The sequence below is a fragment of the Qipengyuania vulgaris genome (genome assembly GCF_009827325.1).
Lineage (GTDB): Bacteria > Pseudomonadota > Alphaproteobacteria > Sphingomonadales > Sphingomonadaceae > Qipengyuania > Qipengyuania vulgaris.
This window is the reverse complement of sequence record NZ_WTYC01000003.1, coordinates 185,010-211,608: the sequence shown is the minus strand read 5'-3', so window position 1 is coordinate 211,608 and position 26,599 is coordinate 185,010. Positions and strand designations below refer to the sequence as shown.

General features: G+C 63.0%; 29 protein-coding genes. 10 read left to right on the top strand and 19 right to left on the bottom strand.

Translation table 11 applies throughout. The annotated features are described in order from the left end of the window. Positions 1-3 precede the first annotated feature (3 nt). The 4 genes from GRI69_RS07870 to GRI69_RS07855 are packed head-to-tail and all read left to right on the top strand — an operon-like array spanning position 4 to position 3,403. Positions 4-444 (top strand): protein tyrosine phosphatase family protein, encoded by a 441-nt coding sequence (locus GRI69_RS07870; protein ID WP_160727714.1) that lies wholly within the window; start codon positions 4-6, stop codon positions 442-444. Continuing rightward, the gene (locus GRI69_RS07865; protein WP_160727713.1) at positions 445-840 is read left to right on the top strand and encodes a hypothetical protein; all 396 of its coding nucleotides are present in this window, start codon (positions 445-447) and stop codon (positions 838-840) included. A 7-nt stretch (positions 841-847) separates the two neighbouring features. After that, complete coding sequence (locus GRI69_RS07860) at positions 848-1,792, top strand: sterol desaturase family protein (RefSeq protein WP_160727712.1); 945 nt, start codon at positions 848-850, stop codon at positions 1,790-1,792. 24 nt (positions 1,793-1,816) lie between these two features. Continuing rightward, on the top strand, positions 1,817-3,403 hold the full coding sequence (locus GRI69_RS07855) for a GMC family oxidoreductase (protein WP_160727711.1): 1,587 nt from the start codon (positions 1,817-1,819) through the stop codon (positions 3,401-3,403). A 131-nt stretch (positions 3,404-3,534) separates the two neighbouring features. Here the strand turns inward: GRI69_RS07855 and GRI69_RS07850 are convergent, their stop codons facing one another. The 14 genes from GRI69_RS07850 to GRI69_RS07785 form a co-directional block, all read right to left on the bottom strand. Next, positions 3,535-4,869 carry an ammonium transporter gene (locus GRI69_RS07850; protein ID WP_419957067.1) on the bottom strand — a complete coding sequence of 445 codons (1,335 nt, stop codon included), beginning with the start codon at positions 4,867-4,869 and terminating at the stop codon, positions 3,535-3,537. A gap of 23 nt (positions 4,870-4,892) precedes the next feature. Then, a complete protein-coding gene (locus tag GRI69_RS07845) occupies positions 4,893-5,231 on the bottom strand; it encodes a P-II family nitrogen regulator (protein WP_160727709.1) in 339 nt (112 codons plus the stop codon). A gap of 145 nt (positions 5,232-5,376) precedes the next feature. Next, on the bottom strand, positions 5,377-6,078 hold the full coding sequence (locus GRI69_RS07840; RefSeq protein ID WP_160727708.1) for an endonuclease/exonuclease/phosphatase family protein: 702 nt from the start codon (positions 6,076-6,078) through the stop codon (positions 5,377-5,379). A 42-nt stretch (positions 6,079-6,120) separates the two neighbouring features. Continuing rightward, complete coding sequence (locus tag GRI69_RS07835) at positions 6,121-6,990, bottom strand: alpha/beta fold hydrolase (RefSeq protein ID WP_160727707.1); 870 nt, start codon at positions 6,988-6,990, stop codon at positions 6,121-6,123. A 37-nt stretch (positions 6,991-7,027) separates the two neighbouring features. Then, positions 7,028-8,551: a peptide chain release factor 3 gene (locus GRI69_RS07830; RefSeq protein WP_160727706.1), complete on the bottom strand. Its 1,524-nt coding sequence runs from the start codon at positions 8,549-8,551 to the stop codon at positions 7,028-7,030. 119 nt (positions 8,552-8,670) lie between these two features. After that, a complete protein-coding gene (locus GRI69_RS07825) occupies positions 8,671-9,420 on the bottom strand; it encodes an SDR family NAD(P)-dependent oxidoreductase (RefSeq protein WP_160727705.1) in 750 nt (249 codons plus the stop codon). Then, positions 9,417-11,819 carry a phenylalanine--tRNA ligase subunit beta gene (gene pheT, locus GRI69_RS07820; protein ID WP_160727704.1) on the bottom strand — a complete coding sequence of 801 codons (2,403 nt, stop codon included), beginning with the start codon at positions 11,817-11,819 and terminating at the stop codon, positions 9,417-9,419. The genes GRI69_RS07825 and pheT overlap by 4 nt, the downstream gene beginning before the upstream one ends. After that, the gene (gene pheS, locus GRI69_RS07815; protein WP_160727703.1) at positions 11,816-12,952 is read right to left on the bottom strand and encodes a phenylalanine--tRNA ligase subunit alpha; all 1,137 of its coding nucleotides are present in this window, start codon (positions 12,950-12,952) and stop codon (positions 11,816-11,818) included. Before pheS ends, pheT begins: the two co-directional genes overlap by 4 nt. A 128-nt stretch (positions 12,953-13,080) precedes the next feature. Continuing rightward, complete coding sequence (locus GRI69_RS07810) at positions 13,081-14,016, bottom strand: helix-turn-helix domain-containing protein (protein WP_160727702.1); 936 nt, start codon at positions 14,014-14,016, stop codon at positions 13,081-13,083. Positions 14,017-14,121: 105 nt separating this feature from the next. Beyond that, positions 14,122-14,481, bottom strand: coding sequence for a 50S ribosomal protein L20 (gene rplT / locus GRI69_RS07805; protein WP_006834668.1), 360 nt, complete (start codon positions 14,479-14,481; stop codon positions 14,122-14,124). Between the two features lie 23 nt (positions 14,482-14,504). Beyond that, positions 14,505-14,708 carry a 50S ribosomal protein L35 gene (rpmI, locus tag GRI69_RS07800; protein ID WP_160727701.1) on the bottom strand — a complete coding sequence of 68 codons (204 nt, stop codon included), beginning with the start codon at positions 14,706-14,708 and terminating at the stop codon, positions 14,505-14,507. 120 nt (positions 14,709-14,828) lie between these two features. Continuing rightward, entirely contained in the window at positions 14,829-15,575 is a 747-nt protein-coding gene (locus tag GRI69_RS07795; RefSeq protein WP_160727700.1) for an SDR family oxidoreductase, read from the bottom strand. Position 15,576: 1 nt separating this feature from the next. Continuing rightward, positions 15,577-16,341: an SDR family NAD(P)-dependent oxidoreductase gene (locus GRI69_RS07790; protein ID WP_160727699.1), complete on the bottom strand. Its 765-nt coding sequence runs from the start codon at positions 16,339-16,341 to the stop codon at positions 15,577-15,579. Between the two features lie 65 nt (positions 16,342-16,406). Continuing rightward, positions 16,407-17,186, bottom strand: a complete 780-nt coding sequence (locus GRI69_RS07785) for an inositol monophosphatase family protein (protein ID WP_160727698.1) — start codon at positions 17,184-17,186, stop codon at positions 16,407-16,409. 134 nt (positions 17,187-17,320) lie between these two features. Between GRI69_RS07785 and GRI69_RS07780 the strand changes: the two genes are divergently transcribed. Continuing rightward, positions 17,321-18,259 (top strand): helix-turn-helix domain-containing protein, encoded by a 939-nt coding sequence (locus tag GRI69_RS07780; protein ID WP_160727697.1) that lies wholly within the window; start codon positions 17,321-17,323, stop codon positions 18,257-18,259. Position 18,260: 1 nt separating this feature from the next. Here the strand turns inward: GRI69_RS07780 and GRI69_RS07775 are convergent, their stop codons facing one another. Together GRI69_RS07775 and glpX are read right to left on the bottom strand one after the other, a co-directional pair. Further along, the gene (locus GRI69_RS07775) at positions 18,261-19,196 is read right to left on the bottom strand and encodes a ribose-phosphate pyrophosphokinase (protein ID WP_160727696.1); all 936 of its coding nucleotides are present in this window, start codon (positions 19,194-19,196) and stop codon (positions 18,261-18,263) included. Between the two features lie 88 nt (positions 19,197-19,284). Then, on the bottom strand, positions 19,285-20,259 hold the full coding sequence (glpX, locus tag GRI69_RS07770) for a class II fructose-bisphosphatase (protein ID WP_160727695.1): 975 nt from the start codon (positions 20,257-20,259) through the stop codon (positions 19,285-19,287). Positions 20,260-20,353: 94 nt separating this feature from the next. Here glpX and GRI69_RS15750 point away from each other — a divergent pair, with 94 nt between their 5' ends. Beyond that, positions 20,354-20,983 carry a hypothetical protein gene (locus GRI69_RS15750; RefSeq protein ID WP_202391909.1) on the top strand — a complete coding sequence of 210 codons (630 nt, stop codon included), beginning with the start codon at positions 20,354-20,356 and terminating at the stop codon, positions 20,981-20,983. Here GRI69_RS15750 and GRI69_RS07760 read toward each other — a convergent pair. The 3 genes from GRI69_RS07760 to GRI69_RS07750 all read right to left on the bottom strand — a co-directional run bounded on the left by GRI69_RS07760 (position 20,937) and on the right by GRI69_RS07750 (position 23,562). Next, entirely contained in the window at positions 20,937-22,244 is a 1,308-nt protein-coding gene (locus tag GRI69_RS07760) for a homoserine dehydrogenase (protein WP_160727694.1), read from the bottom strand. The genes GRI69_RS15750 and GRI69_RS07760 overlap by 47 nt on opposite strands. After that, positions 22,237-22,653 carry an acyl-CoA thioesterase gene (locus tag GRI69_RS07755; RefSeq protein WP_160727693.1) on the bottom strand — a complete coding sequence of 139 codons (417 nt, stop codon included), beginning with the start codon at positions 22,651-22,653 and terminating at the stop codon, positions 22,237-22,239. Before GRI69_RS07755 ends, GRI69_RS07760 begins: the two co-directional genes overlap by 8 nt. An 87-nt stretch (positions 22,654-22,740) precedes the next feature. Then, positions 22,741-23,562, bottom strand: coding sequence for a hypothetical protein (locus tag GRI69_RS07750; RefSeq protein WP_160727692.1), 822 nt, complete (start codon positions 23,560-23,562; stop codon positions 22,741-22,743). A 360-nt stretch (positions 23,563-23,922) separates the two neighbouring features. On the opposite strand from GRI69_RS07750, the gene GRI69_RS07745 reads away from it, so the two are divergent. From GRI69_RS07745 to GRI69_RS07730, 4 genes are all read left to right on the top strand, one after another. Then, positions 23,923-24,603, top strand: a complete 681-nt coding sequence (locus GRI69_RS07745; RefSeq protein ID WP_160727691.1) for an energy transducer TonB — start codon at positions 23,923-23,925, stop codon at positions 24,601-24,603. 47 nt (positions 24,604-24,650) lie between these two features. Beyond that, positions 24,651-25,469: a MotA/TolQ/ExbB proton channel family protein gene (locus tag GRI69_RS07740; protein ID WP_160727690.1), complete on the top strand. Its 819-nt coding sequence runs from the start codon at positions 24,651-24,653 to the stop codon at positions 25,467-25,469. An 83-nt stretch (positions 25,470-25,552) separates the two neighbouring features. Continuing rightward, positions 25,553-26,077, top strand: coding sequence for an ExbD/TolR family protein (locus tag GRI69_RS07735; RefSeq protein ID WP_202391908.1), 525 nt, complete (start codon positions 25,553-25,555; stop codon positions 26,075-26,077). Between the two features lie 47 nt (positions 26,078-26,124). Beyond that, entirely contained in the window at positions 26,125-26,568 is a 444-nt protein-coding gene (locus GRI69_RS07730; RefSeq protein WP_160727689.1) for an ExbD/TolR family protein, read from the top strand. The last annotated feature ends 31 nt before the right edge of the window (positions 26,569-26,599 follow it).

The window sequence follows — 26,599 nt, the reverse complement described above, 5'->3', positions numbered from 1 at the left end:
TACATGACCCAGTTCAAGCCGATAACGGATACGCTGCTCGCTTCGGGCCAGATCGAACCGGGCGATGTCGAACGCGCCAAGGCGGAGGGCGTGACGCTGATCGTCAACAATCGCCCCGATGGCGAGGAAACGGGCCAGCCCGAAGGCCGCGAGATCGAAAAGGCTGCGCGGCAGGCCGGGATGGACTACACCGCGATACCCGTCGGCTCGGCCGGTTTCAGCCTGCCGCAGGTCGATGCCATGGCTGCGGCCCTTGGCAATGCCGAGGGCAAGGTGCTCGCCTTCTGCCGCACGGGTACCCGCTCGACCCTGCTGTGGGCGATGACGCAGGCCAAGGCCGGGCGCGATCTGGAAACGATCGCGCACGAAGCGCAGGGTGCAGGGTATGACATTTCCCCGGTACGGCCGACGCTGGAGATGCTGAGCCAGCAATCCGGCGATTAAGTGCAGGACCAGCTGCTCCAGTTCCTCGGCTCGCTGGCGGCCATCCTGCTGCTTGCGGGACTGGCCTGGTGGCTCAAGCTCGGGCCAGAGCGCAGGCTGTCCAGCGAGGAAGAGGCGCGCCGCGCAGCAGCGGAAGCAGCGGACGGTTTCGCGGCAACGGATCTGGCGCTCGATGCGGAAGGCCGTGCCGCTCTTCTGCGCGATGCGGGGGGACGCGTCATGCTGCTGAGGCCGCACGGAACGCATTTCGCAGGCCGCATCCTGACCCCCGCGGCCACCGCACGGATCGAAAACGACACGCTCGTCGTCAACACGTCGGAGCGGCGGTATGGCAGCGCGGTCCTGCGCATTGCCGAACCACAAGCTTGGGTTAAGCGGATCGAGGCTATAAAGTAGCGCGACGATGCCCGATTTTTCGCCCACTCAATATGCCGTGCCCGGTTTCGTCGCGCTGGTCCTGATCGAGATGATCTGGGCCTGGCGCAGGAACCGCCATGCCTATGAACCGAAGGACACGCTCACCAGCCTGGCTTTCGGACTCGGCAGCACGGTTTCGGGCCTGCTGTTCGGCGGACTGTTCTTCGCGCTCTACCTGTACCTCTGGGAGTACCGGCTGTTCGACATCGGCTGGGCATGGTGGGCGTGGATCGCCTGCTTCGTGCTCGACGATCTCAAATACTACTGGGTCCACCGTTTCGGACACCGCGTACGCTGGTTCTGGGCCAGCCATGTGAACCACCATTCGAGCCAGCATTACAACCTTTCCACCGCGCTGCGGCAGACCTGGACCGGATTCCTGACGCTGGGCTTCCTGTTTGCGCTGCCGCTGGTGCTGCTCGGTTTCCACCCGGCGATGATCGCGATCTGCGGCGGCTTCAACCTGATCTACCAGTTCTGGATCCATACCGAGGCGATCGGCCGCATGCCGCGCTGGTTCGAGGCGGTGATGAACACGCCCAGCCACCACCGCGTCCATCACGCCACCAATCCGCGCTATCTCGACCGCAACTATGCCGGTGTCTTCATCGTGTGGGACAGGATATTCGGCACTTTCGAACCGGAGAGGGACGACGAGAAGATCCGCTACGGCATCGTCAGGCAGCTCGGCAGCTTCAACCTGCTGTGGGCGGTGTTCCACGAATGGATCGGCATCGCGCAGGACATGTGGCACGCACCGTGGAAACACAAGCTGTCCTACCTCATCCGCGAACCCGGCTGGACGCATGACGGCAGCCGCGAGACGAGCAACCAGATCCGCGCCGCATGGCTGGAACGGCAGGGCCATGCCGCGCCCCAAGAACCGGTTGCATCTCAAAACCCGATTGCAGGCGACGCAGAGCCTGCCTAACCTCTCGAATCGAGAGGAGAACCCATGGACGAATTTGATATTGTCGTCGTCGGCGGCGGCAGCGGGGGCAGCGCCGCGGCCGGCAGGCTGGCGGAAGCGGGGAAGAGCGTGTGCCTGCTGGAGGCGGGGGGCCGCAACAACGGCATGCGGATCACGATGCCGGGAATGCTCGCCATCCCCAATCCCGCGGCCAATTACATGTATGAAACGGTGCCGCAAAAAGGGCTGAACGGGCGCGCCGGCTACCAGCCGCGGGGCAAGGGCCTGGGCGGATCATCCGCCATCAACGCGATGATCTACATCCGCGGCAACAAGTGGGATTACGACAATTGGGCCGCGCTCGGCTGCACCGGCTGGGGGTTTGACGATGTCCTGCCCTATTTCAAACGCGCCGAGCACAATGTCCGCGGCGAAGACGCCTATCACGGCGACGATGGCCCGCTGTGGGTGAGCGACCAGAAATGGGCGAACCCGGGCAGCCATGCCTTCGTCGAAGCGGCAGCCGAACTCCAGCTTCCGCGCAATGCCGATTTCAACGCCGGGAAGCAGGAAGGTTTCGGCCTCTATCAGGTGACGCAGAAGGACGGCGAGCGCTGGTCCGCCGCGCGCGCCTATGTCGAACCGAAACGCGGGTCGAAGAACCTCGACGTCCGCATCGGCGTGACGGTGCAGAAACTCGAAATCGAGTATGGCCGCGTCACCGGTGTCACCTATTCGGCGGGCAAGCGGACGCGGACCGTCAGGGCACGGGGCGGCGTGGTGCTGTCGGCGGGCGCCTTCAATTCTCCCCAGATCCTGATGCTGTCGGGCATCGGTCCCGGCGCGCATCTGAAGGAACACGGTATCGATGTGGTGGTCGACAAGCCCGCAGTCGGTTCGGACCTGCAGGACCATATCGATTATGTTTCAAGCTGGCAGACCGAGAGCAAGGATTTCATCGGCTCCAGCCTGGCGGGCAATGTCCGCATGGCGAAGGCGATCATCGAACATCGGCGCAAGCGCACCGGCATCATGACCACCCCCTATGCCGAGGCCGGGGGGTTCTGGAAGGTCATGCCCGATGCACCCGCACCGGACGTCCAATGGCACTTCGTTCCCGCCATGCTGGAAGATCACGGGCGTACCAAGGTGAAGGGCCATGGCTTCTCGCTCCATGCCTGCGTGCTGCGTCCGGAAAGCCGCGGCACGGTACGGTTGGCGAGCCGCCAGGGGGAAGATGCACCGCGCATCGATCCGAACTTCCTCGATGACGAGCGGGATCTGGCGACCTTGCGCGAAGGCGTGCGCCTGTCGCACCGCATCGTGGCTTCCCCCGCACTGCAGGCCTATGATCCGCAGGACCGCTATCCAGTCGACCTCGACGACGATGCGCAGCTCGGCGAACTGATCCGCAGCCGCGCGGATACGGTCTACCACCCCGTCGGCACCTGCCGCATGGGCGCGGACGAGGCCGACGTGGTCGATCCGAAGCTCAAGGCCCGCGGCGTGGACGGGCTGTGGATCGCCGACGCTTCGATCATGCCGCGGCTCGTATCGGGCAATACCAACGCGCCCAGCATCATGATCGGCGAACGCTGTGCCGATTTCGTGCTGGCCGAACTCGCATCCTGACATAGCAAAAAAGGGGCCGGAACTTCGAAAGTTCCGGCCCTTGTTTAGGCTATGTTCGCAGGAGGAACATGGTTTGGCGGGGCCGCCTGAGGAGAGAGAGGAGAGAGTGGCGGCCCCCCCGAACTGGTGGATCAGTTGTAGGCGCGCTCCCCGTGTTCGGAGATGTCGAGCCCGTCGACTTCTGCCTCTTCGGTGACGCGCAGGCCGACCAGTGCCTTGACGATCAAGCCGGCGATCAGCGTGCCGATTGCCGCCCAGGCGATGGTCACGAGGACGCTGAAGACCTGGATGCCGAGCTGCGTGCCGAGCGCGGTCGAGCCGTCGCCGGGCCCGCCGAGGAAAGGCTGGTAGACCACAGCCGTCCCGATTGCGCCGACGATGCCGCCGATGCCGTGGATGCCGAAAGCATCGAGACTGTCGTCATAGCCGAACTTCGCCTTCACCTTGGCAACGAAGAGGTAACAGATCGCCGCGCTCAATATGCCGAGCAGTATGGCGCCGAAGGGGCCGCTGTTGCCTGCCGCCGGAGTGATGGCGACGAGGCCCGCGATCACGCCCGAACAGAAGCCGAGCGCCGAGCCCTGGTGCCCTGCAAGCCGCTCGATCACCATCCACGCCAAGGCCCCTGCCGCGGTCGCGACGAAGGTGTTGATCATGGCAAGCCCTGCCGAGCCGTCCGCTTCCAGCGCCGAACCGGCATTGAAGCCGAACCAGCCCACCCACAGCAGGCCGGTGCCGACCATCGTCAGCGTCATGGAATGCGGCATCATCGGTTCCTGCGGCCAGCCGCGGCGCTTGCCGAGGAGATAGGCCAGCACGAGACCGGAAACACCGGCGTTGATGTGCACCACCGTGCCACCCGCAAAATCCAGCGCGCCGTCTTCGAACAGCAGGCCGCCGCCCGCCCAGACCATATGCGCGATCGGGAAATAGACGATGGTCAGCCAGATCGGCACGAAGGCCATGACGGCGCCGAACTTCATGCGCTCTGCCGTCGCGCCCAGGATCAGCGCGGCGGTAATCGCGGCGAAGGTCATCTGAAAGCTGATGAAGACGTATTTGCTGATCACCTCGTCGGTGAAGGTGGCCGCCGTGCTGCTCGCATCGGTACCTGCAAGGAAATAGCTGCCCCCGCTGATGAACAGGCCCAGCGTGCCTTCATAGGTGGTGTCCCCGAAGGCGAGCGAATACCCCCACATCACCCAGATGATCATCGCCAGCGCGGCAGTGGCGCCGATCTGGGTCATCGTGGAAAGCATGTTCTTCGACCGGGTCAGGCCGCCGTAGAACAGCGCGAGACCCGGCAGGATCATGAGCAGGACGAGGATCGTCGCGGTCATCATCCAGGCATTGTTGCCGGGATCGGGAACGGCAGCCGCAGCTTCGGCGGCCTCCTGCGCATGGGCGGCGGTCGTGGTCAGGAGCGCGGCAGTCGCCGTGGCGGCAGCGCGCATGAAATTAGGCATGGTCATGATGTCCCTCCAAGGCGTCACAGCGCGGTGTCGCCGGTTTCGCCGGTGCGGATGCGGGTGGCGCTGGCGAGGTCGAAGACGAATATCTTGCCGTCACCGATGGCTGCGGTGCTGGCGGTTTGCTGGATCGTCTCGATCGCCTGCGCGGCGAGATCGTCGGCAACCGCGATTTCGAGCTTCACCTTGGGCAGCATGTTGGTCGAATATTCGGCCCCGCGATAAATCTCGGTCTGGCCCTTCTGGCGGCCGAAGCCCTTGACTTCGGTGACCGTCATTCCCGCCACGCCAATCCCGCCCAGGGCCTCGCGGACCTCGTCGAGCTTGAACGGCTTGATGACTGCGATGATGAATTTCACGCCTTCACCCCTCTTGCTAAGCGCGCCGGCCCAAGCACCGGCTTTCGCACTTGCAGCAAAAGCCGTGCCAATAAGGCCGAAGACGGGAAAATGCGCAATTCCCGAGAGAATGCGGTATTTTGTTGCCCAATTTATGGGCTGCTGGTTATTTTTTAATCAGCTCTAGTGTCGCCACGACCGGAAGATGGTCCGAAGCAACGGCCGAGAGGCCGGTATGGTGGACCTTGGATTCGACGCAGTCCCAGTGCTTGCTCGCCACGATCCGGTCCAGCGTGGCGACCGGCTGGCGCGAAGGATAGCTCTTGCCCGGAGTCACCACCACCCAGCGATCGGCAAATTCGCGCATGGCCCCGGTCGCCCTGCCCCACTGGTTGAAATCGCCCATGATGACCGAGGGCAGGTTGCGCGAGCAATCGTCGACGAAGCCGCATAGCGAACGGATCTGGTCGCGCCGTCTCAGCCCGGACAGGTCGAGATGCGTGCCGATGATGCGGATGCGCTGGCCTTCGACGGTAATCTCGCCGCACGCCGCGCCGCGCGGTTCGAGCGTGGGGAGGTCGAGCGGCTCGGCGTCATGCACCTCGAACTTGCGCCGCACGAGCAGGGCATTGCCGTGCCACCCGATGCTGCGCGGACGCTTCGCCACCTCGATCAGCCGCCAGGGCGAATCGTCGATTTCGGCGCGGGGGATGCAGGTTTCGCGCGCGCCGATCCGGCGGTCCGCCTCCTGCAGCGCGATGATATCGGCGTTCACTTCGTGCAGGACCGACAGGATACGCTCCGGATCGCGCTTGCGATCGAGCCCCACGGCCTTGTGGATGTTATAGCTGGCGAAGGTCAGGCGCACATGGATCTCAATGCATGATCCCCGCCGCTTGTGCCGCGAGTCTCAGAGAAAGTCCCGGATCGTCGCCATGAAGCGATCGAACTGGTCGTGGTGGAGCCAGTGGCCTGCATTCTCGAACTCGATGACCTGCGCATTGGCGAAATGATCGAGCCGCCCGTCGCCTTCGGGGTTGGAGGCCCAGCTGTCCGCTCCGTACAGCAGCAGCGTGGGCGCGGTGATCGCCGCCCAGGTCTGGTGGAGGAATTCGTCGGCAATATCCTCGACCGGCCAGACATTGAGATGCGGATCGAACTTCCAGCTGTAGGTCCCGTCCTCGTTCCGGTTCACCCCGTGAATGGTGAGGTGGCGCGCCTGATCTTCGGTGAGATAGCTGTTCTCCTCGATCATGCGGGCAAAGGCGGTTTCGATGCTTTCGTATTTGCGCGGCGTCCGTCCGGCGGCCTTGCGCTTCTGCCCGATCCACTCGTTGAGCCGCTCGGGATAGCTCTTCTCGCGCATTTCCGCCTGCCGCTTGGGGCTCGGCCCCAGCCCTTCGATGGCGACGATCTTCCGGACCATGTCGGGGAAGGTCCCGGCATAACGCAGCGAGACGTTGCCGCCCATCGAATGGCTGACGATGGTCACCGGGCCGACGCCCAGCTGATGGACCAGCTGCGCCAGGTCGTAGACCATGTCGCTGGCGGAATAATTACCGTCGCTCACCCAGTCGGAATCGCCGTGGCCGCGGTGGTCCATCGCCACCACGTGCCAGTCGTCGCGCAGCTGCTCCGCCACCCAGTCCCAGCTGCGCGCATGGTCGCGCCCGCCATGGACGAGCACCAGCGGCGGCTTTCCGCGATTGCCCCAGTCGAGGTAATTGAGCCGCAGGCGCTGCGAGATGAAGGTCTGTGAGGTCGGGCCGGGAATGGTCATGCGCGGCCTTTGCTTGAACCCCGCGCCGGATTCAACCTCAACGCTCCTTCGTGGCCGAGAAGGCGAGGTCCGGGTTCTTCTCTTCTTGGTAATTCACGTCCCACGGGCTTTTCGCCATGAAGACGAGATCGCCGTCGCGGTCCTTGGCGAGGTTCGTGAGGTTGAACTTCTCGAACTCGGCCAGCGCCTTGTCATCGCCCTTGATCCAGCGCGCGGTGGCGAAGGGAGAAGCCTCCAGCTTCGCCTCGACCTTGTATTCGGCCGACAGGCGCGAGATCAGCACGTCGAGCTGCAACTGGCCCACCACGCCGATGATCCACTGCCCGCCGATCTGCGGATAGAAGACCTGGATCACGCCTTCCTCGGACAGATCGTCGAGCGCCTTCCTGAGCTGCTTCGTCTTGGTCGGATCGACCAGCGCGACGCGGCGCAGGATTTCCGGCGCGAAGTTGGGCAGGCCGGTGAAGCGGATCTGGTTCTTCTCGCTCAGCGTATCGCCCACGCGCAACGTGCCGTGGTTGGGAATGCCGATGATATCGCCCGGCTCGGCGGTGTCGGCCACTTCGCGGTCCTGCGCGAAGAACAGGATCGGCGAATGGATCGCGACCGGCTTGCCGAGACCGCTGGGCGTCAGCTTCATGCCGCGCTTGAAGGTGCCCGAGACCTGCCGCATGAAGGCGATGCGGTCACGGTGGTTGGGGTCCATATTGGCCTGCACCTTGAAGATGAAGCCGGTCACCTCGTCGCGGTCCGGACTGATCTGCTCCTCGCCCGCGGGCTGCGGACGCGGCGGCGGGGCGTATTTCGCGATCGCCTCGATCAGCTCGGTCACACCGAAGCCCTTAAGCGCCGATCCGAAATAGACCGGGGTGAGATCGCCATTGCGATAGGCTTCGATGTCGAATTCCGGATAACCGATCTGCGCCAGCTCGATATTCTCGGCCACGGCTTCGGGCAGGTCGAAATCCGCCACCCGCTTGCCCTTGAACTCCTTCGAGGGGCCTTCGGGCACCACCACGTCGCCGGATGCGAAATCGAGGATGCCCTGGAATTCGCCGCCCATGCCCACCGGATACATCTGCGGGCTGACGTCGAGCGCCAGCATGTCGGCGATCTCGTCGAGCAGTTCGAAGACCGGGCGCCCTTCGCGGTCGACCTTGTTGACGAAGGTGATGATCGGCACGCTCCGCAAGCGGCAGACCTCGAACAGCTTGCGCGTCTGCGGCTCAATGCCCTTGGCCGCGTCGATCACCATGATGGCCGAATCGACCGCGGTCAGCGTCCGGTAGGTGTCTTCGGAAAAGTCCTCGTGTCCCGGCGTGTCGAGCAGGTTGAAGGTGATGCCCTCACGCTCGAAGGTCATGACGCTGGAGGTGACCGAAATGCCGCGCTGCTGCTCGATCTTCATCCAGTCGGACCGCGCCCGCCGCGCCTGCCCGCGCGCCTTGACCTCGCCCGCAAGGTGGATCGCGCCCCCGGTCAGCAGCAGCTTCTCGGTCAGCGTGGTCTTACCCGCGTCGGGGTGCGAAATGATGGCGAATGTACGGCGATCTGAGGTCATGAGATTTATCTATCTATCCCGTTCGGGCTGAGCTTGTCGAAGCCCTGTCCTTCACTTCCGCCGCCGCCCCTGAAAGAAGAAGTGCGGCCCTTCGACAGGCTCAGGCGAACGGCTGGAGGTCAGGGTTCCCGCGCGACCTGGAAACCGGCGTAGCTCTGGCTCACCGGCATCAGTTCGAGCGTGTCGATATTGAGGTGCGGGGGCAGTTCGGCCACCCAGCGGATCGTTTCGGCAATGTCCCCGGCGGTCATCGGATCGGCGCCGCCATAAAGCTTCTCATGCGCCTCGGCATTGCCGCCGGTCCGCACAAGCGTGAATTCCGTCTCGACCATGCCCGGCTCTATCGAACACACGCGCACGCCGGTGCCGTGGAGATCGCTGCGCAGTCCCAGCGTGAACTGGCGCACGAAGGCCTTGGTCCCGCCATAGACGTTGCCGCCCGCATAGGGATAGTTCGCCGCCACGGAGGACAGGTTCACGATCGCGCCCTTGCGTTCGATCAGGACCGGCAGCAGCTTGTGGGTCAGCGAAACCAGCGCCGTGACATTGGTATCGATCATGATCTTCCAGTCGGCCAGATCGCTGTCCTGCGCCGCACTGGTGCCGAGCGCGAGACCGGCATTGTTGACCAGCAGGTCGATCCCCGCGAAGGCATCTGGCAAGGCATCGAGCGCCGCATCGCGCCCGGCCTCGTCGGTCACGTCGAAACAGGCCGCCTGAACATTGTCCGGCCCCAGCTCCTCCACCAGCGCATCGAGCCGTTCCTTGCGCCGCCCGGTCGCCACGCAGCGCCAGCCGCTCTCGACCAGCGTGCGGACGGTTGCTTCGCCGATTCCGGCAGTTGCGCCTGTGACCAGTGCCGTTCTCATCCGCGCAGCTCCGCGCCCTGCTTGGCGGCGTTTTTCACGATGCTGTCCGAGATCGCCTTGATCTCCTCGTCGGTGAAGCTCTTGTCACCCGGCTGGAGGATGACCTCGACCGCGACCGATTTCTTGCCATCGGGTACGCCCTGCCCGGCGAACACGTCGAACACGCGCGCATCGACGATGGCCTTCTTGTCCGCGCCGCGCACTGCCTTGACGAGATCGCCCGCCGCAAGGTCCGCGGGGACGAGGAAGGCGAAATCGCGCGTGACCGCCTGCAGCGCCGGGGGCGCGTAGGCAGCGCGGGCGAAACCGCCATTCTGCGCGTCCTTGGCTTTCTTCGCGGGGATGGCATCGAGGAAAATCTCGGCCGCCATTACCGGCCCGTCGACGTCGAAGGCCCGGCAGGTATTCGGGTGCAGTGCACCGAAGCGGGCGAGGACGTTCTTGGGGCCGAGCCGCAGCGTGGCCGACTGGCCGGGATGGAACTGGTCGCCCGCCTCGCCCATCACCATGAGATTGGCAACCGGCGCGCCTGCCGCTTCGAGCAGCGCCACGGCTTCTGCCTTCGCGTCATAGGCATCGAAGGGCTGCGCCTTGCCGCTGGCCCAGCCGCGCTGCGTTTTCTCGCCCGAGAGCACCACGCCGAGCGTCGGTTTCTCGTCGCTCGCACCGTCGGCCCCGCGGAAATAGCGCCGACCGATCTCGAACAGGCGCGCACCGTCCGCGCCCCGGTCGGCATTGCGCTTGGCGGCGGAAAGCAGGCCGGGAATGAGCGAGGGCCGCATCACCTTCATGTCTTCGCTGATCGGGTTTTCGAGCACCCATAGCTCGGCTCCGTCGGCGAAATGATCGGCTTCGGCAGCAGGAAGGAAGGACCAGGTGATCGCTTCGTTGAGGCCGCGCGCAGCGGCTGCACGGCGCAGCTTGCGCTCCATCGCCTGCATCGGCGTTGCGGTCGGCAGTGCCACGCCCGGACGACGCGGCAAGGGCGTGCTGGCGACATTGTCGATGCCGTGGATGCGGACGACCTCTTCCACCAGGTCGGCAGGACCTTCGATGTCGTGGCGGCGGGGCGGACAGGTCACCACCCAGTCGTCCGACACCTTGAAATCCAGCGATTCGAGAATCGCCCGCTGCTCTTCATTCGCGACTTCGAGCCCGCCAAGGCGCGCGGTGAGGCTGGGGTCGAACGTCAGCGACTTGGCCTCTGCAGGCGGAGTGCCGGCACGGACAGCTTCGGTGGGCTCTCCGCCGCAGGTCTTCGTGATCAGGCTGGTCAGGATTGCGAGGCCGTCGTCAAGAAACTCCGGATCGACGCCGCGCTCGAACCGCGTGCGCGCATCGGAAGCGAGGCCCAGCTTGCGGCCGGTCACGCCGATCCGCTCGGGATCGAAATAGGCGATTTCGAGGAGGACGTCGGTCGTCTCCTCGCTCGCACCCGAATGGGCGCCGCCCATGATGCCCGCAATATCGTGGACGCCCTTGTCGTCGGCGATCACGGTCATCGTGCCGTCGAGCGTATAGGTCTTCTCGTTCAGCGCATCGAAGGTCTCGCCGTCACCGGCGCGCCGCGCGACCATTGCGCCCGACAGCTTGGCGAGGTCATAGACATGCGCCGGGCGTCCGAAGGCGAGCATGAGATAGTTGGTCGCATCGACCAGTGCCGAAATCGGCCGGTGGCCCGCCGCGATCAGGCGTCGCTGCATCCATTCCGGGCTGCTGCCGTTCTTCACCCCGCGAATGACCCGGCCATAGAATGCCGGACAGCCTTCGGGATCGTCGATGCGGATCTCCACCGGGCAATCGCCCTTGGCGGCGATGTCCGCGGTCTCGATCGGCTTGAACGTGCCGAGCCCTGCCGCCGCAAGATCGCGCGCGATTCCCATCACGCCCATGCAATCGGGGCGGTTCGGAGTGATTGCCACGTCGAACACGGGGGAGGCTTCGTGATATTGCGCCATGCCCATGCCGACCGGCGCATCCTCGGGCAGTTCGATGATGCCATCGTGCTCGTCGCCCAGTTCGAGCTCGCGCACGGAGCACATCATGCCGTTGGATTCGACGCCGCGGATCGCGCTCTTGCGCAGTTCCATGCCATTGGCCGGAACCACCGCGCCGGGCAGGCCGAGCACGCCCTTCATGCCAGCGCGTGCATTGGGCGCGCCGCAGACGACCTGCAGCGGATCGCCTTCACCGGTATCGACGGTCAGCACCTGCAGCTTGTCGGCATCGGGATGCGGCGAAGCCGTCAGCACCCTAGCGACCCGGAAGCCCTTGAGCTTTTCGGCCGGGTCCTCGATCCCTTCGACTTCGTGACCGATGCGATTGAGCGCAGCCGCGATGTCCGCCGCGCTGGCATCGGTGTCGAGGAAGTACTTCAGCCATTCTAGCGAGAACTTCATGCGCCTGCTCCCACGCCGGCGGAAAGGGTCGGCTGGTCGAACGGCGAGAACCCGTAGTGATCGAGCCAGCGCTGGTCGCCGTCGAAGAAGGCGCGCAAATCGTCCATCCCGTATTTGAGCATGGCGAGCCGGTCGACGCCGACGCCGAATGCGAAACCCTGCCATTCGTCCGGATCGAGCCCGGCAAACTCGAGCACGCGGGCATTGACCATCCCGCTGCCGAGCAGTTCCATCCAGCCATGGCCCGGCGCATCGCCGTCACCGCCCAGGACCTTGCGGCCATCCACGTCCTGCCAGCCCACGTCGACCTCGACGCTGGGTTCGGTGAACGGGAAATAGGAGGGCCGCAGCCGCAGCACGATATCGTCGCGCTCGAAGAAGGCCTTGAGGAAGGTTTCCAGCGTCCACTTGAGATGGCCGAGGTGAATTCCCTTGTCGACCACGAGGCCTTCGATCTGGTGGAACATCGGCGTGTGGGTCGCGTCGCTGTCGGAGCGATAAACACGGCCCGGAGCAATGATGCGGATGGGTGCGCCCTGCTCTTTCATGGAGCGGATCTGCACCGGCGAGGTGTGCGTGCGCAGCAGCATGCGGGGGGTGTTCGGCGCGCTGTTCGCGGCCGTATCAAGCGCCTCATTCGCACCCTCCGCCGAACAGTAGAACGTGTCATGCATGGCGCGGGCCGGGTGGGTTTCGGCCATGTTGAGCGCGGTGAAATTGTGCCAGTCGTCCTCGATTTCCGGGCCGGTCGCGACCGAGAAACCAAGGTCCGCGAAGATCTCCGCCAGCTCGTCCATCACCTGGCTTACCGGATGCACGCTGCCGCGCGGTGCGGTAGGTGACGGTAAGGTCAGATCCAACGTTTCGGAGGCCAGTTTGCGCTCGAGCTCCTCGGCCTCGAAAGCCTCCTTGCGCGCCGCGATCGCATCGGCAACGGCAGTGCGCGCGCTCTGGATCTTGGGTGCCTGCTCCTGCCGTTCCTCGGGCGACATCTTGCCCAATGTCTTCATCAGGGCGGAAATCGAACCCTGCTTGCCCAGATATTCGATACGCAGCGCCTCAAGCGCCCGAGCGTCGCTCGCCCCTTCGATGCGTTGGAGCGCATCCTCTTGCATTGTCGGCAAATCGGTCATGAAACTCTCGAAATAGGTCCTTGCGCGCTGCCTCTAGCGGCATAGGCGGGAATGCTAAAGCCCTGTGTGATACCTGCGAGAACATGCAGGGCAGAGGTGCGAAACCCGCCTCGCACAAAGTGCATCACTCAATCCCTTTCTGGCGGACTTTCGCCGCGCGGGTCCGGCTCCTCTGCAGAACGCGGCGGATCCAGGGTCTGCACCGGCGAACCCCAGACCCGCTGGCGCTCGGCCATGAATGCTTCGAGGATCGGATGGTCCATACGCGCATACTGGCTCGGGCTCATGCCCATGAAGCTCTGGAATTCATGCACGAAATGGGCCTGATCATGATAGTGGCGATCGATCGTTTCCGACCAGCTTTTCTTGTCCGCCAGCATGAAGGCGACGAGGCTGCGCATCATTCTCTGGCGGCGCAACAGCAGCTGTGGCGGGAAGCCGAAATGGCGCCCGCAGACGCGCTCCAGCGTACGTTTCGTAAGGCCCACGCGCTCCGCCAGAGTGGCCACTTCGATCAGGTAGGGATCGATCATCGCCGCGTGGATAGCGAGTATTCGAGCCGCATCTTTGGGCGGCGGCGCCAGCTCCCTGAAAAACGAGGCGATGACGGCAAATTCATCTTCATCCGCTCCGCTGGATGAGCACAGTTTCTGGCACAGTGGCGCAAACCGGGCAAAGCTGGGATGCGCTTCGCCATCGAAAATCATGTTGGCGTAATCCCCGGCGGGTTCCCGCACGAATCGTGCCCATCCCAGCGGCAGCAGGCCTATGCCCCACATGCTGCAGGCCCCCATTTCAAAGCGCGTGGGGTGCGAACTGGGCCCAGTCGCCGTGAATCGGGCAGTGAGGCTTTCGCCGTCCCCAAGCGCCGCACGTGGCGGGTTACGCATGAAAAACCGCAAATTTGCCCATTCGGGCTGGAGGTGATCGGTGACCGTCCGCCCTTGCGGGAGGAGAACTTCCATTTTGTAGAACGTGGTAAAGCACGGCGCGAGATCATCGGGCGGCGCAAAGAACCTGACGTTTACCGATTGCCTCAATCCGTGCTTTTCGAGAGCCCTCATGGGCTCACCTTAGCCCAATTTGGAGATTCGCTCCAAAGGCTGACAAGAAAACAGGCGCCTCTCGCGTGAGAGGCGCCCGTCTGTTTCCTGAACTGTCGTTCTCAATCAGGCGGGAAGGGCCTTCTTCGCCTGATCGATGATCGCCTTGAAGGCTGCGCCTTCGTTCATCGCGAGATCGGCCATGACCTTGCGGTCCAGTTCGATACCGGCGAGCTTGGTGCCGTGCATGAACTGCGAATAGGTCAGGCCTTCGGCGCGGACCGCAGCATTGATGCGCTGGATCCAGAGAGCGCGGAAATTGCGCTTCTTAACCTTGCGGTCGCGATAGGCGTACTGGCCGGCCTTTTCGACGGCCTGACGAGCGACGCGGATGGTATTCTTGCGGCGACCGCGATAGCCCTTGGCCTGGTCTAGGAGCCGCTTGTGCTTCTGGCGCGTAGTAACGCCGCGTTTAATGCGAGGCATATCAGTTTCTCCTTAGTTCGCGATCAGTCGAGGCCGTAAGGCGCCCACTTTTTCACCGTCTTCGTGTCGGCTTCCGACAGGACAGAGGTGCCGCGGTTCTGGCGGATATACTTCGCATTGTGGCTGATCAGGCGGTGGCGCTTACCGGCCACACCGTGCTTGATCTTGCCGGTTGCGGTGATCTTGAAGCGTTTCTTCACACCGCTCTTGGTCTTCAGCTTGGGCATTTTCATCTCCTTTGTCAGAGACACGTCCGGGCCAGCCCTGGCAGCCCTTGTCGCCAGGCCGGCTGAGAATCACGTGTCGGTGAAGGCGCGCGAAATAGCGGTTTTGCGCCAGGATGCAAGTCAGAAGTGGGAGAGGTAGCCGCCATCGACCGCAATGCTCTGCCCCGTGATGTAACTGGCGTCGGGGGAGGCGAGGAAGGCGACCGCCCCGGCAATCTCGTGGGGCTCGCCCCAGCGGCCCAGCGATGTCCGACGCTTGAGATGTGCGGAAACGTCGGGATCGGCAACCATCGCTTCGTTCGCTTCGGTGGCGAAATACCCCGGGGCAACGGAATTGACGGTGATACCGAACCGACCGAGTTCGGCGGCCAAAGCGCGGGTCAGCGCTGCGAGCCCCCCTTTGCTGGCAGTGTAGGATACATCGCCCCGGGCGATATCGGCGGCGATCGACGTGATATTGATAATTCGCCCATAGCCTCTGGCTCGCATGAGAGGCACTGCACGGCGAGCAAGGTCAAAAGGAGAGACCAGATTGCTTTCGAGCAGGTCCGCCATGTCGCGCCGCCCAATCTCGTCGAAGGAGCGACGGTCGCGTTCGCCGACATTATTTACGAGAATGTCGAGGCCTTCGGCGGCCAGCTTCTCGATAGCTTCTGTGCAAGCTTGTTCGTCGGTAATGTCGAATGGCAGGGGACGCGCCATTGCACCCATGGCTTTCCAAGCTTCGCCAATTGCATCCGGATCGCGCCCGCCAAGCCATACACAGGCACCTTCGGCCACCAGCTTATGGGCGATCTCCAGACCCAATCCGCGCGATGCACCCGTAACCAGCGCCACGCGACCGTCCAGTTTTCCTCCAAAGCTCATCTCAGTGTTCGTAGATCATCTTCACTGTCATGCCACCATCGATATTGAGATGCTGCCCCGTCACGAAATCCGCATCGTGAAGATACTCTACCGCTTCCGCGATATCTTCGGGTTTTCCAACCCTCCCTGCCGGATGTTGGTCACGGTCCTTCGGCCGGTGATCGGGGCGGGAGCGGTTTCCACTCTTCTGCCAGGGGCCTGTCTCGATCCACCCAGGCCGGATAGCGTTGACACGGATTGCGGGACCAAGGCTGACTGCCATCGAATGCGTGAGTGCATCGAGACCGCCCTTGGCCGCGGTATAGGCGAAGGTATCGGGTTCGCTCATCACCGCGCGGGTAGAAGAGATGTTGACGATGCTGGCGCTCTCGGCGCGGCGAAGATGGGGAAGTGCGCTCCGGCTAACCAAAAAGGCGGCGGTCAGGCTGGCATCGATCCACGCTTGCCACTGCGCAAGTTCCAGAGTTTCGAGTGGGCCCGAATAGGGATCGGCGATGCCGGAATTGTTGACCACACAATGAAGCGCGCCGCCACCCAGCCATTCATCGATCCGTTCGAAAGCGCGATTTACCTCGCCCTCCTTGCCAACATCGCAGCTTAGGAAGAGTGCTGCATCACCGGGCAAGGCATCCCGAAGTTCGGCCAGCGCCTCGCTGTCCCTGTCGAGCCCGACAACTCGCCAGCCGAGCCCTGCGAAATGCATCAGTGTGGCACGGCCTATGCCGTTGGCGGCTCCGGTGATCAGGATCGTCTTGTTTTCGCTCATGCGAAGGCAACGTCGCGGTAAGTACGAAGGTCCGCGACAGGGACAAAACTTGCTGTATTGCGAGATTACGTCAGGTTCATGGCCTCAAGGACATCCTCGAGCCGCGCCGGATCCCCGATGGCGAGAGCATTACCGTTGCTTCCGGCGTGGAGGGGTTCCCCTGCCCAGTCACACATGATCCCGCCGGCGCCTTCGACGACCGGGGCGAGGGCAGCGAAATCGTGGATTTTGAGCCCGGCCTCGCAGACCACATCGACATATCCGCTGGCAACGAGGCCGTAATTATAGCAATCGCCGCCGTAGATGATCTTGCGCTCCGCCACCGCTTTCGCAAGGCCCATGAAGTGATCGGCCTCGTGGTCCGAAAACTGGTGCGGCGTTGTGGTCGCAAGCACGGCATCCGCGAGATCCCGGCAAGCTGCACTTCTTACCGGCTTGTCGTTGAACCTCGTCCCTTCACCCGTTCGGCCGGCCCAGCGCTCCTTCGCGATCGGCTGGTCGATGATGCCGAGCACGGGGAAGCCATCCTGCATCAGGGCGATCAGCGTACCGAAAATCGGCCGTCCGGCGATGAAGCTGGTGGTTCCGTCGATCGGATCCAGCACCCATTGGCGCCCGGCACCCTCGTTGCGGGTGCCGTATTCCTCACCGATGATGCCATCGTCTGAGCGTTCCGCCTCGATGATGGCCCGCATGGCGGCCTCGGCCGCGCGGTCGGCCTCGGTCACGAAGCTGCGGTCTGCCTTCTGCGCCTCGTCCCAGTTCCCACGGAACAGCGGACGGATTGCTTCTCCCGCTGCTTCGGCGAGGCGGTGGGCAAATGCGAGATCGGATCTTGTAGCCATGTCGGGGCATTTGACAGTATTGTGCTTATGGTCAAGGACCGAAACCTTCGGGTCGTACTGAAGGGAAGCGACCGATCAACAGGGACCAAGACATTCCAACCCCCTCGAGGGAATCGCGCGATTCTGCGCACGAATTGGTCTCTGCAACGGGTTCGACAGCTGCAGGATTGCCGCTCGCCTTCAACCGCAGCCCAAGCGACAAGCTCAAACCATGGATAATGCGTATCGGTGTGACATCCGTCACACTCCCAAAAGGGCAGTCGATCGAATGTGGCACCTTCGGCGAACATCCGATCCTGCGCATGATCTACGGCTCGAAATGGACCGCACAAACCGCTGATGGAGTAAAGGAGTTTGTCCCGGGAGATCGGGGTCTCGCTCTTTACTTCGGGCCTTGCACCAAGATGATGCGGCTCGAGGCCCACGGGACCTTTCAAGTCGTGACGATAAATTTCGCTCCCGGCGGAACGAACGGATTGGATTTGCCGCCAATCGAAGAAACTAACGATCGCATCCTTCCCTTCGATTGCTTCACCAAGAAAAGGTACCCTGCCGAGGAGTTCGCTCCGTCGTCCGATGTGGCGGGCTGGCTCCTGCGCGCCGAGACCCAGCTTGAGGCCGAACTGGAAAGCGTCGGCCTCGAACCCCCGGACCGCCTGCTTCGCGAATTCGAGATATTGTGCCTGACCGACCCCGGCGCATCTCTCGACAGATTCGCGGACGCCCACGGAATAGCGCGCCGTACGCTGGAGCGGACACTCAACCGCGAACTCGGCGTGTCACCTCGTTTCGCGATGCGCCGCGCCCGCGCGCTCGACATGGCAGCAGCCTTGCTGAATGTCGTGAGCAAGGAAGAGGAGGCAGAGATTGCCCTACGCTATTTTGACCAGTCGCATGTTACTCGTGCGATGCGTCAACTGTTCGATACGACGCCGGGACGTCTCAAGAAAGGTAGCCACCCACTGCTGCTGATCACGATGGAAATCCGGCAATCCCGGCGGCTCGACGCGCTGGCGCGACTGGCGAGCGACGAGCCGCGACCATGGCGCGACCCGGCTGCGGAACCTCGCTAAATTAATCGAACAGCGAGCTGACCGAGCTTTCATCCGCGATACGGCGTACCGCTTCGCCAATCAGCGGCGCTATCGTGAGGATGCGTACCTTGGTCGAATCCTTGGCCGCATCGGTCGGACGGATCGAATCGGTAATCACGAGCTCCTTGAGCGAAGAGCCGTCCACCCGAGCCACTGCCCCGCCGGAAAGCACGCCGTGAGTAATATAGGCCGCGACCGAAGCGGCGCCCTGATCGAGCAGGGCCTGCGCCGCGTTACAAAGCGTACCCCCGGAATCGACGATGTCGTCGATCAGGATGCAGTGCCGCCCCTTCACTTCGCCGATGATGTTCATGACTTCGCTCTCGCCCGGCCGGTCGCGGCGCTTGTCGACGATGGCCAGCGGGGCATTGTCCAGCCGTTTCGCCAGTGCCCGCGCGCGGACCACGCCGCCGACGTCGGGGCTGACCACCATGAAGTCCTGATCGCCGTATCGTGCCTGGATGTCCGCTGCCATGACCGGGGCTGCGAACAGATTGTCGGTCGGGATGTCGAAAAAGCCTTGGATCTGGCCAGCATGCAGATCGACCGCGAGCACGCGGTCGGCCCCGGCTTCGGTAATGAGGTTGGCCACCAGCTTGGCCGAAATCGGCGTGCGGGGACCGGGCTTACGGTCCTGCCGGGCATAGCCGAAATAGGGAACCACCGCCGTGATCCGCCGCGCCGACGCCCGCTTCAATGCATCGATGCAAATCAGCAATTCCATGAGGTTGTCGTTCGCGGGATAGCTGGTCGACTGGACCACGAACACGTCCTCGCCGCGGACATTCTCGTGAATTTCGACGAAGATCTCCTCGTCGGCGAAACGGCGTACACCTGCATCGACCAGTGGCATTTCGAGGTAGGCCGCAATCGCCCGGGCGAGCGGCAAGTTCGAGTTGGCGGCCATGATCTTCATACGTACGATTCCCGTGTCGGCTGGCAATCAGTCCCGCCTAGCCGAGCGTCATGGGATTGCAACATCGAAGGGCGCAGTTTTGCGCCGGTTATCCGATCCGGTGTTCGCCCCTGATCCAGCGCACAGTACCGCTGGAAGCGCGCATTACTACGCTTTCAGTCGTCATCTTTCCGCCGCGCCGGTACTTCACCCCTTCGAGCAGCGAGCCCGATGTCACGCCGGTCGCGGCGAAGATGCAATCACCCTTTACAAGATCGTCGCGCGTGTAGATTCGGTCGAGATCCGTGATGCCCCATTTGGCGGCGCGGGCCTTCTCGTCTTCATTACGGAACACCAAACGTCCGTTGAACTGTCCGCCAACGCAGCGAAGTGCGGCAGCGGCAAGTACGCCCTCGGGGGCGCCGCCCTGGCCCATGTACATGTCGATCGTGGTGTCTTCATCGGTCACGGCGATCACTCCGGCCACATCGCCATCACCGATCAGGACCACGCCGCAGCCCAGTGCGCGCAGTTCGGCGATCAAATCGGCATGACGCGGACGGTCGAGTACGCAAACGATGATGTCGGAAGGCTCGACGCCTTTAGCAGCAGCTACGGCCTTCACATTCTCTGTCGGTGACTTGGCAAGGTCAATCACGCCATCGGGATAGCCCGGACCGACCGCCAGCTTATCCATGTAAACATCCGGCGCGTTGAGCAGGCAGCCTTCGGCACTGGCCGCCAGCACTGCAAGGGAGTTCGGCCCTGCCTTGGCGGTGATCGTGGTTCCCTCCAGCGGATCGAGGGCGATGTCGATTTTCGGTCCCTTGCCCGGTGCACCGCCCACCTTCTCGCCAATGAAGAGCATCGGCGCCTCGTCCCGTTCGCCCTCGCCGATCACCACGGTGCCGTCGATTTCCAGCGTGTCGAATGCCTTGCGCATCGCTTCCACCGCGGCGGCGTCGGCGGCCTTCTCGTCGCCCCGGCCGATCAGCTTGGAGGCGGCCACCGCTGCAGCCTCGGTCACGCGGACCATTTCGAGTACGAGAACACGGTCGAGCGGATTGGAGACAGGCGAGTTCATCGAGAGTTCAGTCCTTGAAGCCAGAGGTGCCGGAGCGCGAAGGCGCCGCACACGGAATTCGTATGCGGAGCGCGGATAGACAGGGAGCTTACGATTGTCGAGACGCAGGCTTAGTCTCTTTGCCGGCTTCGCCCTATGCTCCCTCGCGACACCGGTCGGTGCCCAAGAGAGGCTCGACCCACAGAGTGCAAGCCCGCCGCAGAGTATCGATATCCTCGTCGAGCCGCCGGTCGAGGCGGACGAGAACTACGAAGATTGCGAGGAAGATCAGGACGCCGCGACCATAACTGGCGAAATCATCGTCTGTCGGCGGCGTTCGGAGGAAGAGAATCGCCTCTACGACAAGGAGATCGCGGAGCGCAGGCACGCCCAGCGGACACAGGGCCCGCAACCCGTCGACGTAGCCGGAGAAGGCATCTTTCGCGGCCCACCAACCGTGTCGGGGCTATGTTTCATTCCGCCCTGCCCGAAGGCCCCTGTCTACATGGTCGACTTCGAGGCACTGCCTGAAACACCCCCCGGCTCCGATGCGGACAGGGTCGCGCGCGGGCTCGCACCGCGTGGCAATCAGGATGGAACGGCAGGCGTGGTACAGATTGCCGGAGAGCCGCAGCAACAGCGCAATGCCGACGAACTGGGTCTGCCGCCTCCCCCGGAAGCGGAGCAGGACGCCAGCGTCAATCCTTCAGGATCGGCATCACCAGAGGCGGAGCCGTCAGATTAGGCGAACCCTCCAGTAGTTCGAGCGCCTTGCTGACACAGTTTTCCGGCCCGTCATGCGTTACCATGGCCACCTGCACCTCTCCGCCGTCCTTGTCGCGTCCGTGCTGGATCAGGCTTTCGATGGACACGTTCGCATCGCGCATGGCAGCTGTCAGTTCCGCCAGTACTCCTGTGCGGTCGGCAACCGTGAAACGCAGATAATCGCGGCCGACACGATCTCCCGGATCGGCTGGTACACATTGTACGAGCGCACCGCTCGGCACGGAAAACGGCGCACCGCTCTGGCCGCGGGCAATATCGATCAGATCCGCGACGACCGCGCTTGCCGTCGGCTTGTCCCCTGCGCCGGCGCCCTGGAACAGTAGACGGCCTGAAAAATCGCCCTCTGCGACCACCGCATTGGTCGGGCCGGTGACGGCTGCCAGCGGATGGCGGAAAGGGACGAGACATGGCCGGACACGTTGCAGGAGGCGCCGATCATCGCCCTCTCCGAACAATGAGGCGATGCCCACCAGTCGGACAACGTAGCCCAACGCATCGGCTTGCGCGATGTCGCTGGCACTTACCTTGGTAATTCCCTCGGTCCGCACTGCATCGAAGTCGATACGTGTGCCAAATCCGATTGCAGCCAGGATGGCCAGCTTATGAGCGGCATCGATGCCGCCTATGTCGAATGCCGGATCGGCTTCCGCAAATCCTTGGTCCTGCGCGGCTTGAAGCATCTCGTCGAAATCGGCGCCCGTTCGCTCCATTTCAGACAGGATATAATTGCTGGTTCCATTCAGAATGCCGTAAATTCTGGTCAGGGCGTTCGCCGCCGTCCCTTCACGCAAACTTTTGACCACGGGAATCCCGCCCGCCACCGCCGCCTCGAAGGCGAAGGGCGCATTCCTGATCGCAGCGAGTTCCGCCAGTTCCAGTCCGTGATGCGCGACCATCGCCTTGTTGGCGGTGACGAAGCCCTTGCCAGCTTCGAGCGCCTCCCGTGCGAGAGTAAGTGCCGGGCCGTCCGATCCACCGACGAGCTCGAGCACGACGTCCACATCAGCACGCTTCGCCATGGCATGCATATCATCCACCCAGACATAGGAGGATAGGTCGATACCGCGATCCTTGCCCCGGTCGCGCGCCGTTATCGCGACGACCTCAATCGGCCGACCGGCGCGCGCCGCGATCATTTCGCGGTTGGTGTCGATGAGGCGAATAACCCCTGTCCCCACGGTGCCCAGGCCGGCGAGCGCTATGCGCAGGGGTTCAGCCATTGGCCACCTCCCGCACGGGAAAGCCGAACGCCTGCCTCACCGAATCCGGCACGGGCGATGGGCGCCCATCAGGAAGATCGACATGGACGGTGAGCAGCCTGATCTCGGCGCGCAGCGAAGCGTCGTCGGCCCCATGCAGGGTAACGAGGGTTTGCATGCTGGAGTTTCCGATAGCCTCGATTGTCAGGCGGCCTTCGATCAGCTCTTCGAGCCGGATCGGAGCCAGATAGTCGACTTCGGCGCGGCGAACATGGAACTCCGCGTCAGTGGGCATCCCCCGCTCGCGTGCTTCGCGAAAAAATTCGCTCACGAGGATATCGGCATATTCGAGATAACGAGAGTTGAAGACCACGCTCTGCGGGTCGACCTCGGCATAGCGTACGCGAAAGGTATGATGAAAAGGCTTCATGCCCGCCCGCCTAGCGTATGGCGGGCGCTCTCGTGAACCAGTTTGTCTTGTGACGCAGTAAGCTGCACGTGCAGCGCCGGAATACTCTCAGAGATTCCGGTCGCAGCTGCCCAGTTGATCGATCACGAAATCATAGTCGCGCGCGGCCAGGGCGCGCGATCGGGAATCGCGGGACAGGTTTGCCTCACCGGGAAGCTCGGCAGGGAGCGAGCAGGCCAGCCTGTACCATTCAAGGGTATTGGTCTGGGGAGGACGCGCTGACTGATCGACAATCTCGGTCCATGAAACGCCCCAGCGCGGCGGCTGATTGGGCCTGCGAACGACCGTGATCGACACTGGACCATCACCTTCCGTTTCAAGGAAGAGCTGTGTTTCCGATTCCCCGACCAGAGTCCCTTCGACACCCAGCACATCTGCCACCCGCATTATTCGCGGCGGGGCATCGGGTGCGACGAGAGAGGTTAGGACCGGGCGCAAGCGCGCCTCGAGTTCGGCGCTATATACCTGCTGTGCGCCCTCACCCACCAATTGGATTTCTCCGGGCCGCCCGGGAACCGTGCGGGCGAAGAGGAGGACCTGTGTTTTCTTCAGTTTCGGTGCCTTGCCCTTCTCATTGACGGGCACGTCAACAAGGTAGCGAAGATCTTCTCCCAAAGGAGCATCGCCAGCAACGAGGGCTTGGGTCCGCGCTTCTACATACAGCCGCACGTGACCCGGCGCGAGCCCCGGCGACCGCTCTGGTTCGAGGACTGCCTGGTCACGGATTTCCGCGCGAACGACTAGCGGTGCGCTTTCCGCCAGATCGACGAGATCGGCGTAGGTCAACGAGCTGGACGGAGCGTCCTGAGCTGCGAGCGGGGCAGCCGTCAGCAGGGCGACGGCGGCGGCGAAGACCGGAAATTTCGGCATGAGTGAGACGCAATCCTCTCAGAATAACATTTGGTTGGCACAGTGCGGAAACCACCCGGCGGTATAGTGCGTTCCATGAGCGGCGAGCCGTGAATTGCGGGTTAACCGATAAAGCGTTTGCCCACCAAGGTCTCGCCCGCTAAGGGGTGCACGAAGTCTGGGTTAGTGATACAATATTGCCTGAAAGTTGCCTTTTGCGACAATATCAGGAACAGGCCTGGACAGCACTGACGTTCCTGAATTGGGTCGCCGAAGTGTAGAAATGGAATGCGGTGCCGTGGACGATCGCGATCGTCTGCTTCACGGTACCTCGAATGGCCCGGTGCGAATCGGGCAGATACGATGGAGTGATGCAACCGAATGGCTTATGCTGACCAACAGATGAGTGGAAATCGCGTGATCGCGATCATCATCGTTGCCCTCATCCACATTGCCCTCGGTTACTTGCTAATCACCGGTCTTGCCGTCGACGCGGTACAGAGCGTGGTTGAGCGCGTAACGACGATTGACGTGGAAGAACCGCCGCCGCCGGAGCCGGAAGACGAACCGCCGCCGCCGCCGGAAGATATCCCTGAAACAGCGCCGCCGCCGCCGGTCGCGCCGCCGCCGCCGATTAATATCGCGCCTGCGCCGCCGCCCCTGCGGACAACGCCGACGATTCCTCCGCCCGCACCGCCGACGCTGAGGATTCCTCCGCCCGCGCCGCCCGCACCCCCGGCACCGCGCCCCGCGCCGCCGTCGCAGGCCCGTGGTGCTTCGCCGGACGGACTGGGTCGCTGGGCTGCGCGCATTCAAGGCGACTATCCTTCAAGCGCACTTCGCCGCGAGGAACAGGGTACGGTTACCATGCGGATCACGATCGGGGCCAATGGCCGGGTCGAAGCCTGCTCCGTGACTGGGAGCTCGGGCTCCAGCGCCTTGGACGATGCAGCCTGTCGCGGGATGCAGCGTTATGCACGCTACAACCCGGCGTTGAATGCTGCGGGCAATCCGATTTCAGATACCACTACTCAATCGATCCGTTACGTCCTGCCCGATTAGGGACTTCGGCAGGATAGAAGACGCATTTTTCAAGAGGACTTTCCGTTATGATTATCCAACTTCTCGCTGCAGGTGCCGAAGCGCCCGAGACCTCCTTCGGCTTCTGGCAGGCCATGGAAGAAGGCGGCCCCGTCGCCTGGTCGATCCTCGGTGTCATGATCATCATGTCAGTCGGATCTTTCTACATCCTTTTCACCAAGCTCTTCGAGCAGCAGAAGGTGATGAACCAGTACAAGGGCGTCCGCAGCGGCTTTTGGCGTGCAAACTCAATTCGCGAAGGCGCCACCAAGCTGGATAAGAACAGCGCATGGCGTCAGCTCGCGGACGATGCAATCGCCGCCGAAGACAAGCATGCCAAGCTTAACGACAGCCTTGAAGCACATGACTGGATGCACGGGTCGCTCGCGCGTTCGGAGCACGCCATTCAGGCGAAGCTCAACGGCGGTCTGCCGTTCCTCGCCACGGTGGGTGCGACTGCTCCCTTCGTCGGCCTGCTCGGTACGGTTATCGGTATCTACCGCGCACTGATCAACATCGGCGTCGCCGGTTCGGCCTCGATCGACAAGGTCGCCGGCCCCGTCGGTGAAGCCTTGATCATGACCGCCATCGGTCTTCTCGTCGCAGTTCCGGCCGTGTTCGCCTACAACTGGCTGCAGAGCCGTAACCGCAAGATCTTCGACATGATGAGCGGTTTCTCCACCGATCTGCTCGCCAACATCAACTCGGGCGGCACGATCAAGCCGGCCACGATGACGGCAAGCTCGACCCAGACTGCAGGTAAGGCCGCTGCTGGTCGCACCACCGCCACGGCAACAACGCCGGCGACCGGTGCATCGACCACCACGACGACGACCACCAAGCGCTAAGATGTGGGCGGCGCGGGTCCGACATTCGGGCCCGCGCCTTCCTCTCGCAGCGTGTGATAATTTGTACGGATAGGATGTAAGCTATGGCGATTTCGATGGGAGGCGGCGCTGATTCGCCCATGTCGGACATCAACACCACGCCGCTCGTTGACGTGATGCTGGTGCTTCTGATCATCTTCCTCATCGCGGTGCCGGTCGCGATCCAGACGATCGATCAGCTTGAGATTCCAGTACTCGAATCGGTCGAGTCGAAGGACAAGGTCGAGAATCTTCTGCTCACGGTGAGCACCAGCGACAATGCTGGGCTCAGTGCCGGCGACACCGGCTTCGCAGGCGCGTCGCGGACTGGCGAATGCCGCGTGTATTTCAACAACATCACCCCGGTCACGTCGGAAGAACTATACGACCAGGCCTTTGAACGTCTCGACAACATCGTTCAGCGCGCCGGCGGTCCGGAAGCGATCATGCAGGATCCCGAAAAAATCCCGCAGGTGCACATTCGCGGTGACGTGAACGCGCCGTGGTCGTGCGTTGCAGGCGCGATCTACAACGTGCAGGCTGCCGGTTACCCGACCGTCGGTTTCATTTCGAACCCGGTCGAGCCATAAACCCGGTTTTGCACCGGTTCGCAGACGCAATTCAGGAGTAACCCAGCATGGCAATGTCAGGCGGTAGCGACGACGGCTCCCCGATGATGGAAATGAACATGACGCCGTTGATCGACGTCCTGCTCGTTCTCCTCATCATGTTCATCATCACCATTCCAGTCGCGACGCACTCGGTCGATATCGATCTGCCGCAGCCCAACCCGAACCCGCCTCCGGTGGAAGTGGAGCCCGACAAGAACAAGCTCGTGCTCACGCAAGATGACCGGATGCTGTGGAATGGTCAGGACATCACTGAGGGCGACCTCGTGAACCTGCTGCAGCAGTCGATGACTATCAACCCCGAGCCCGAACTCCAGTTCGAACCCGAAGCTCTGGCCAGCTACGATCTGTCCGCCCGCGTGCTGCAGATCATCAAGGCGAGCGGCGTGACCAAATTCGGCTTCGTCGGCAACGAACGTTACCGCACGTTTGGCAAGGCCGGAATGCAGTAAGCACCCGGTCGAACTTAAAATAGCATACGAA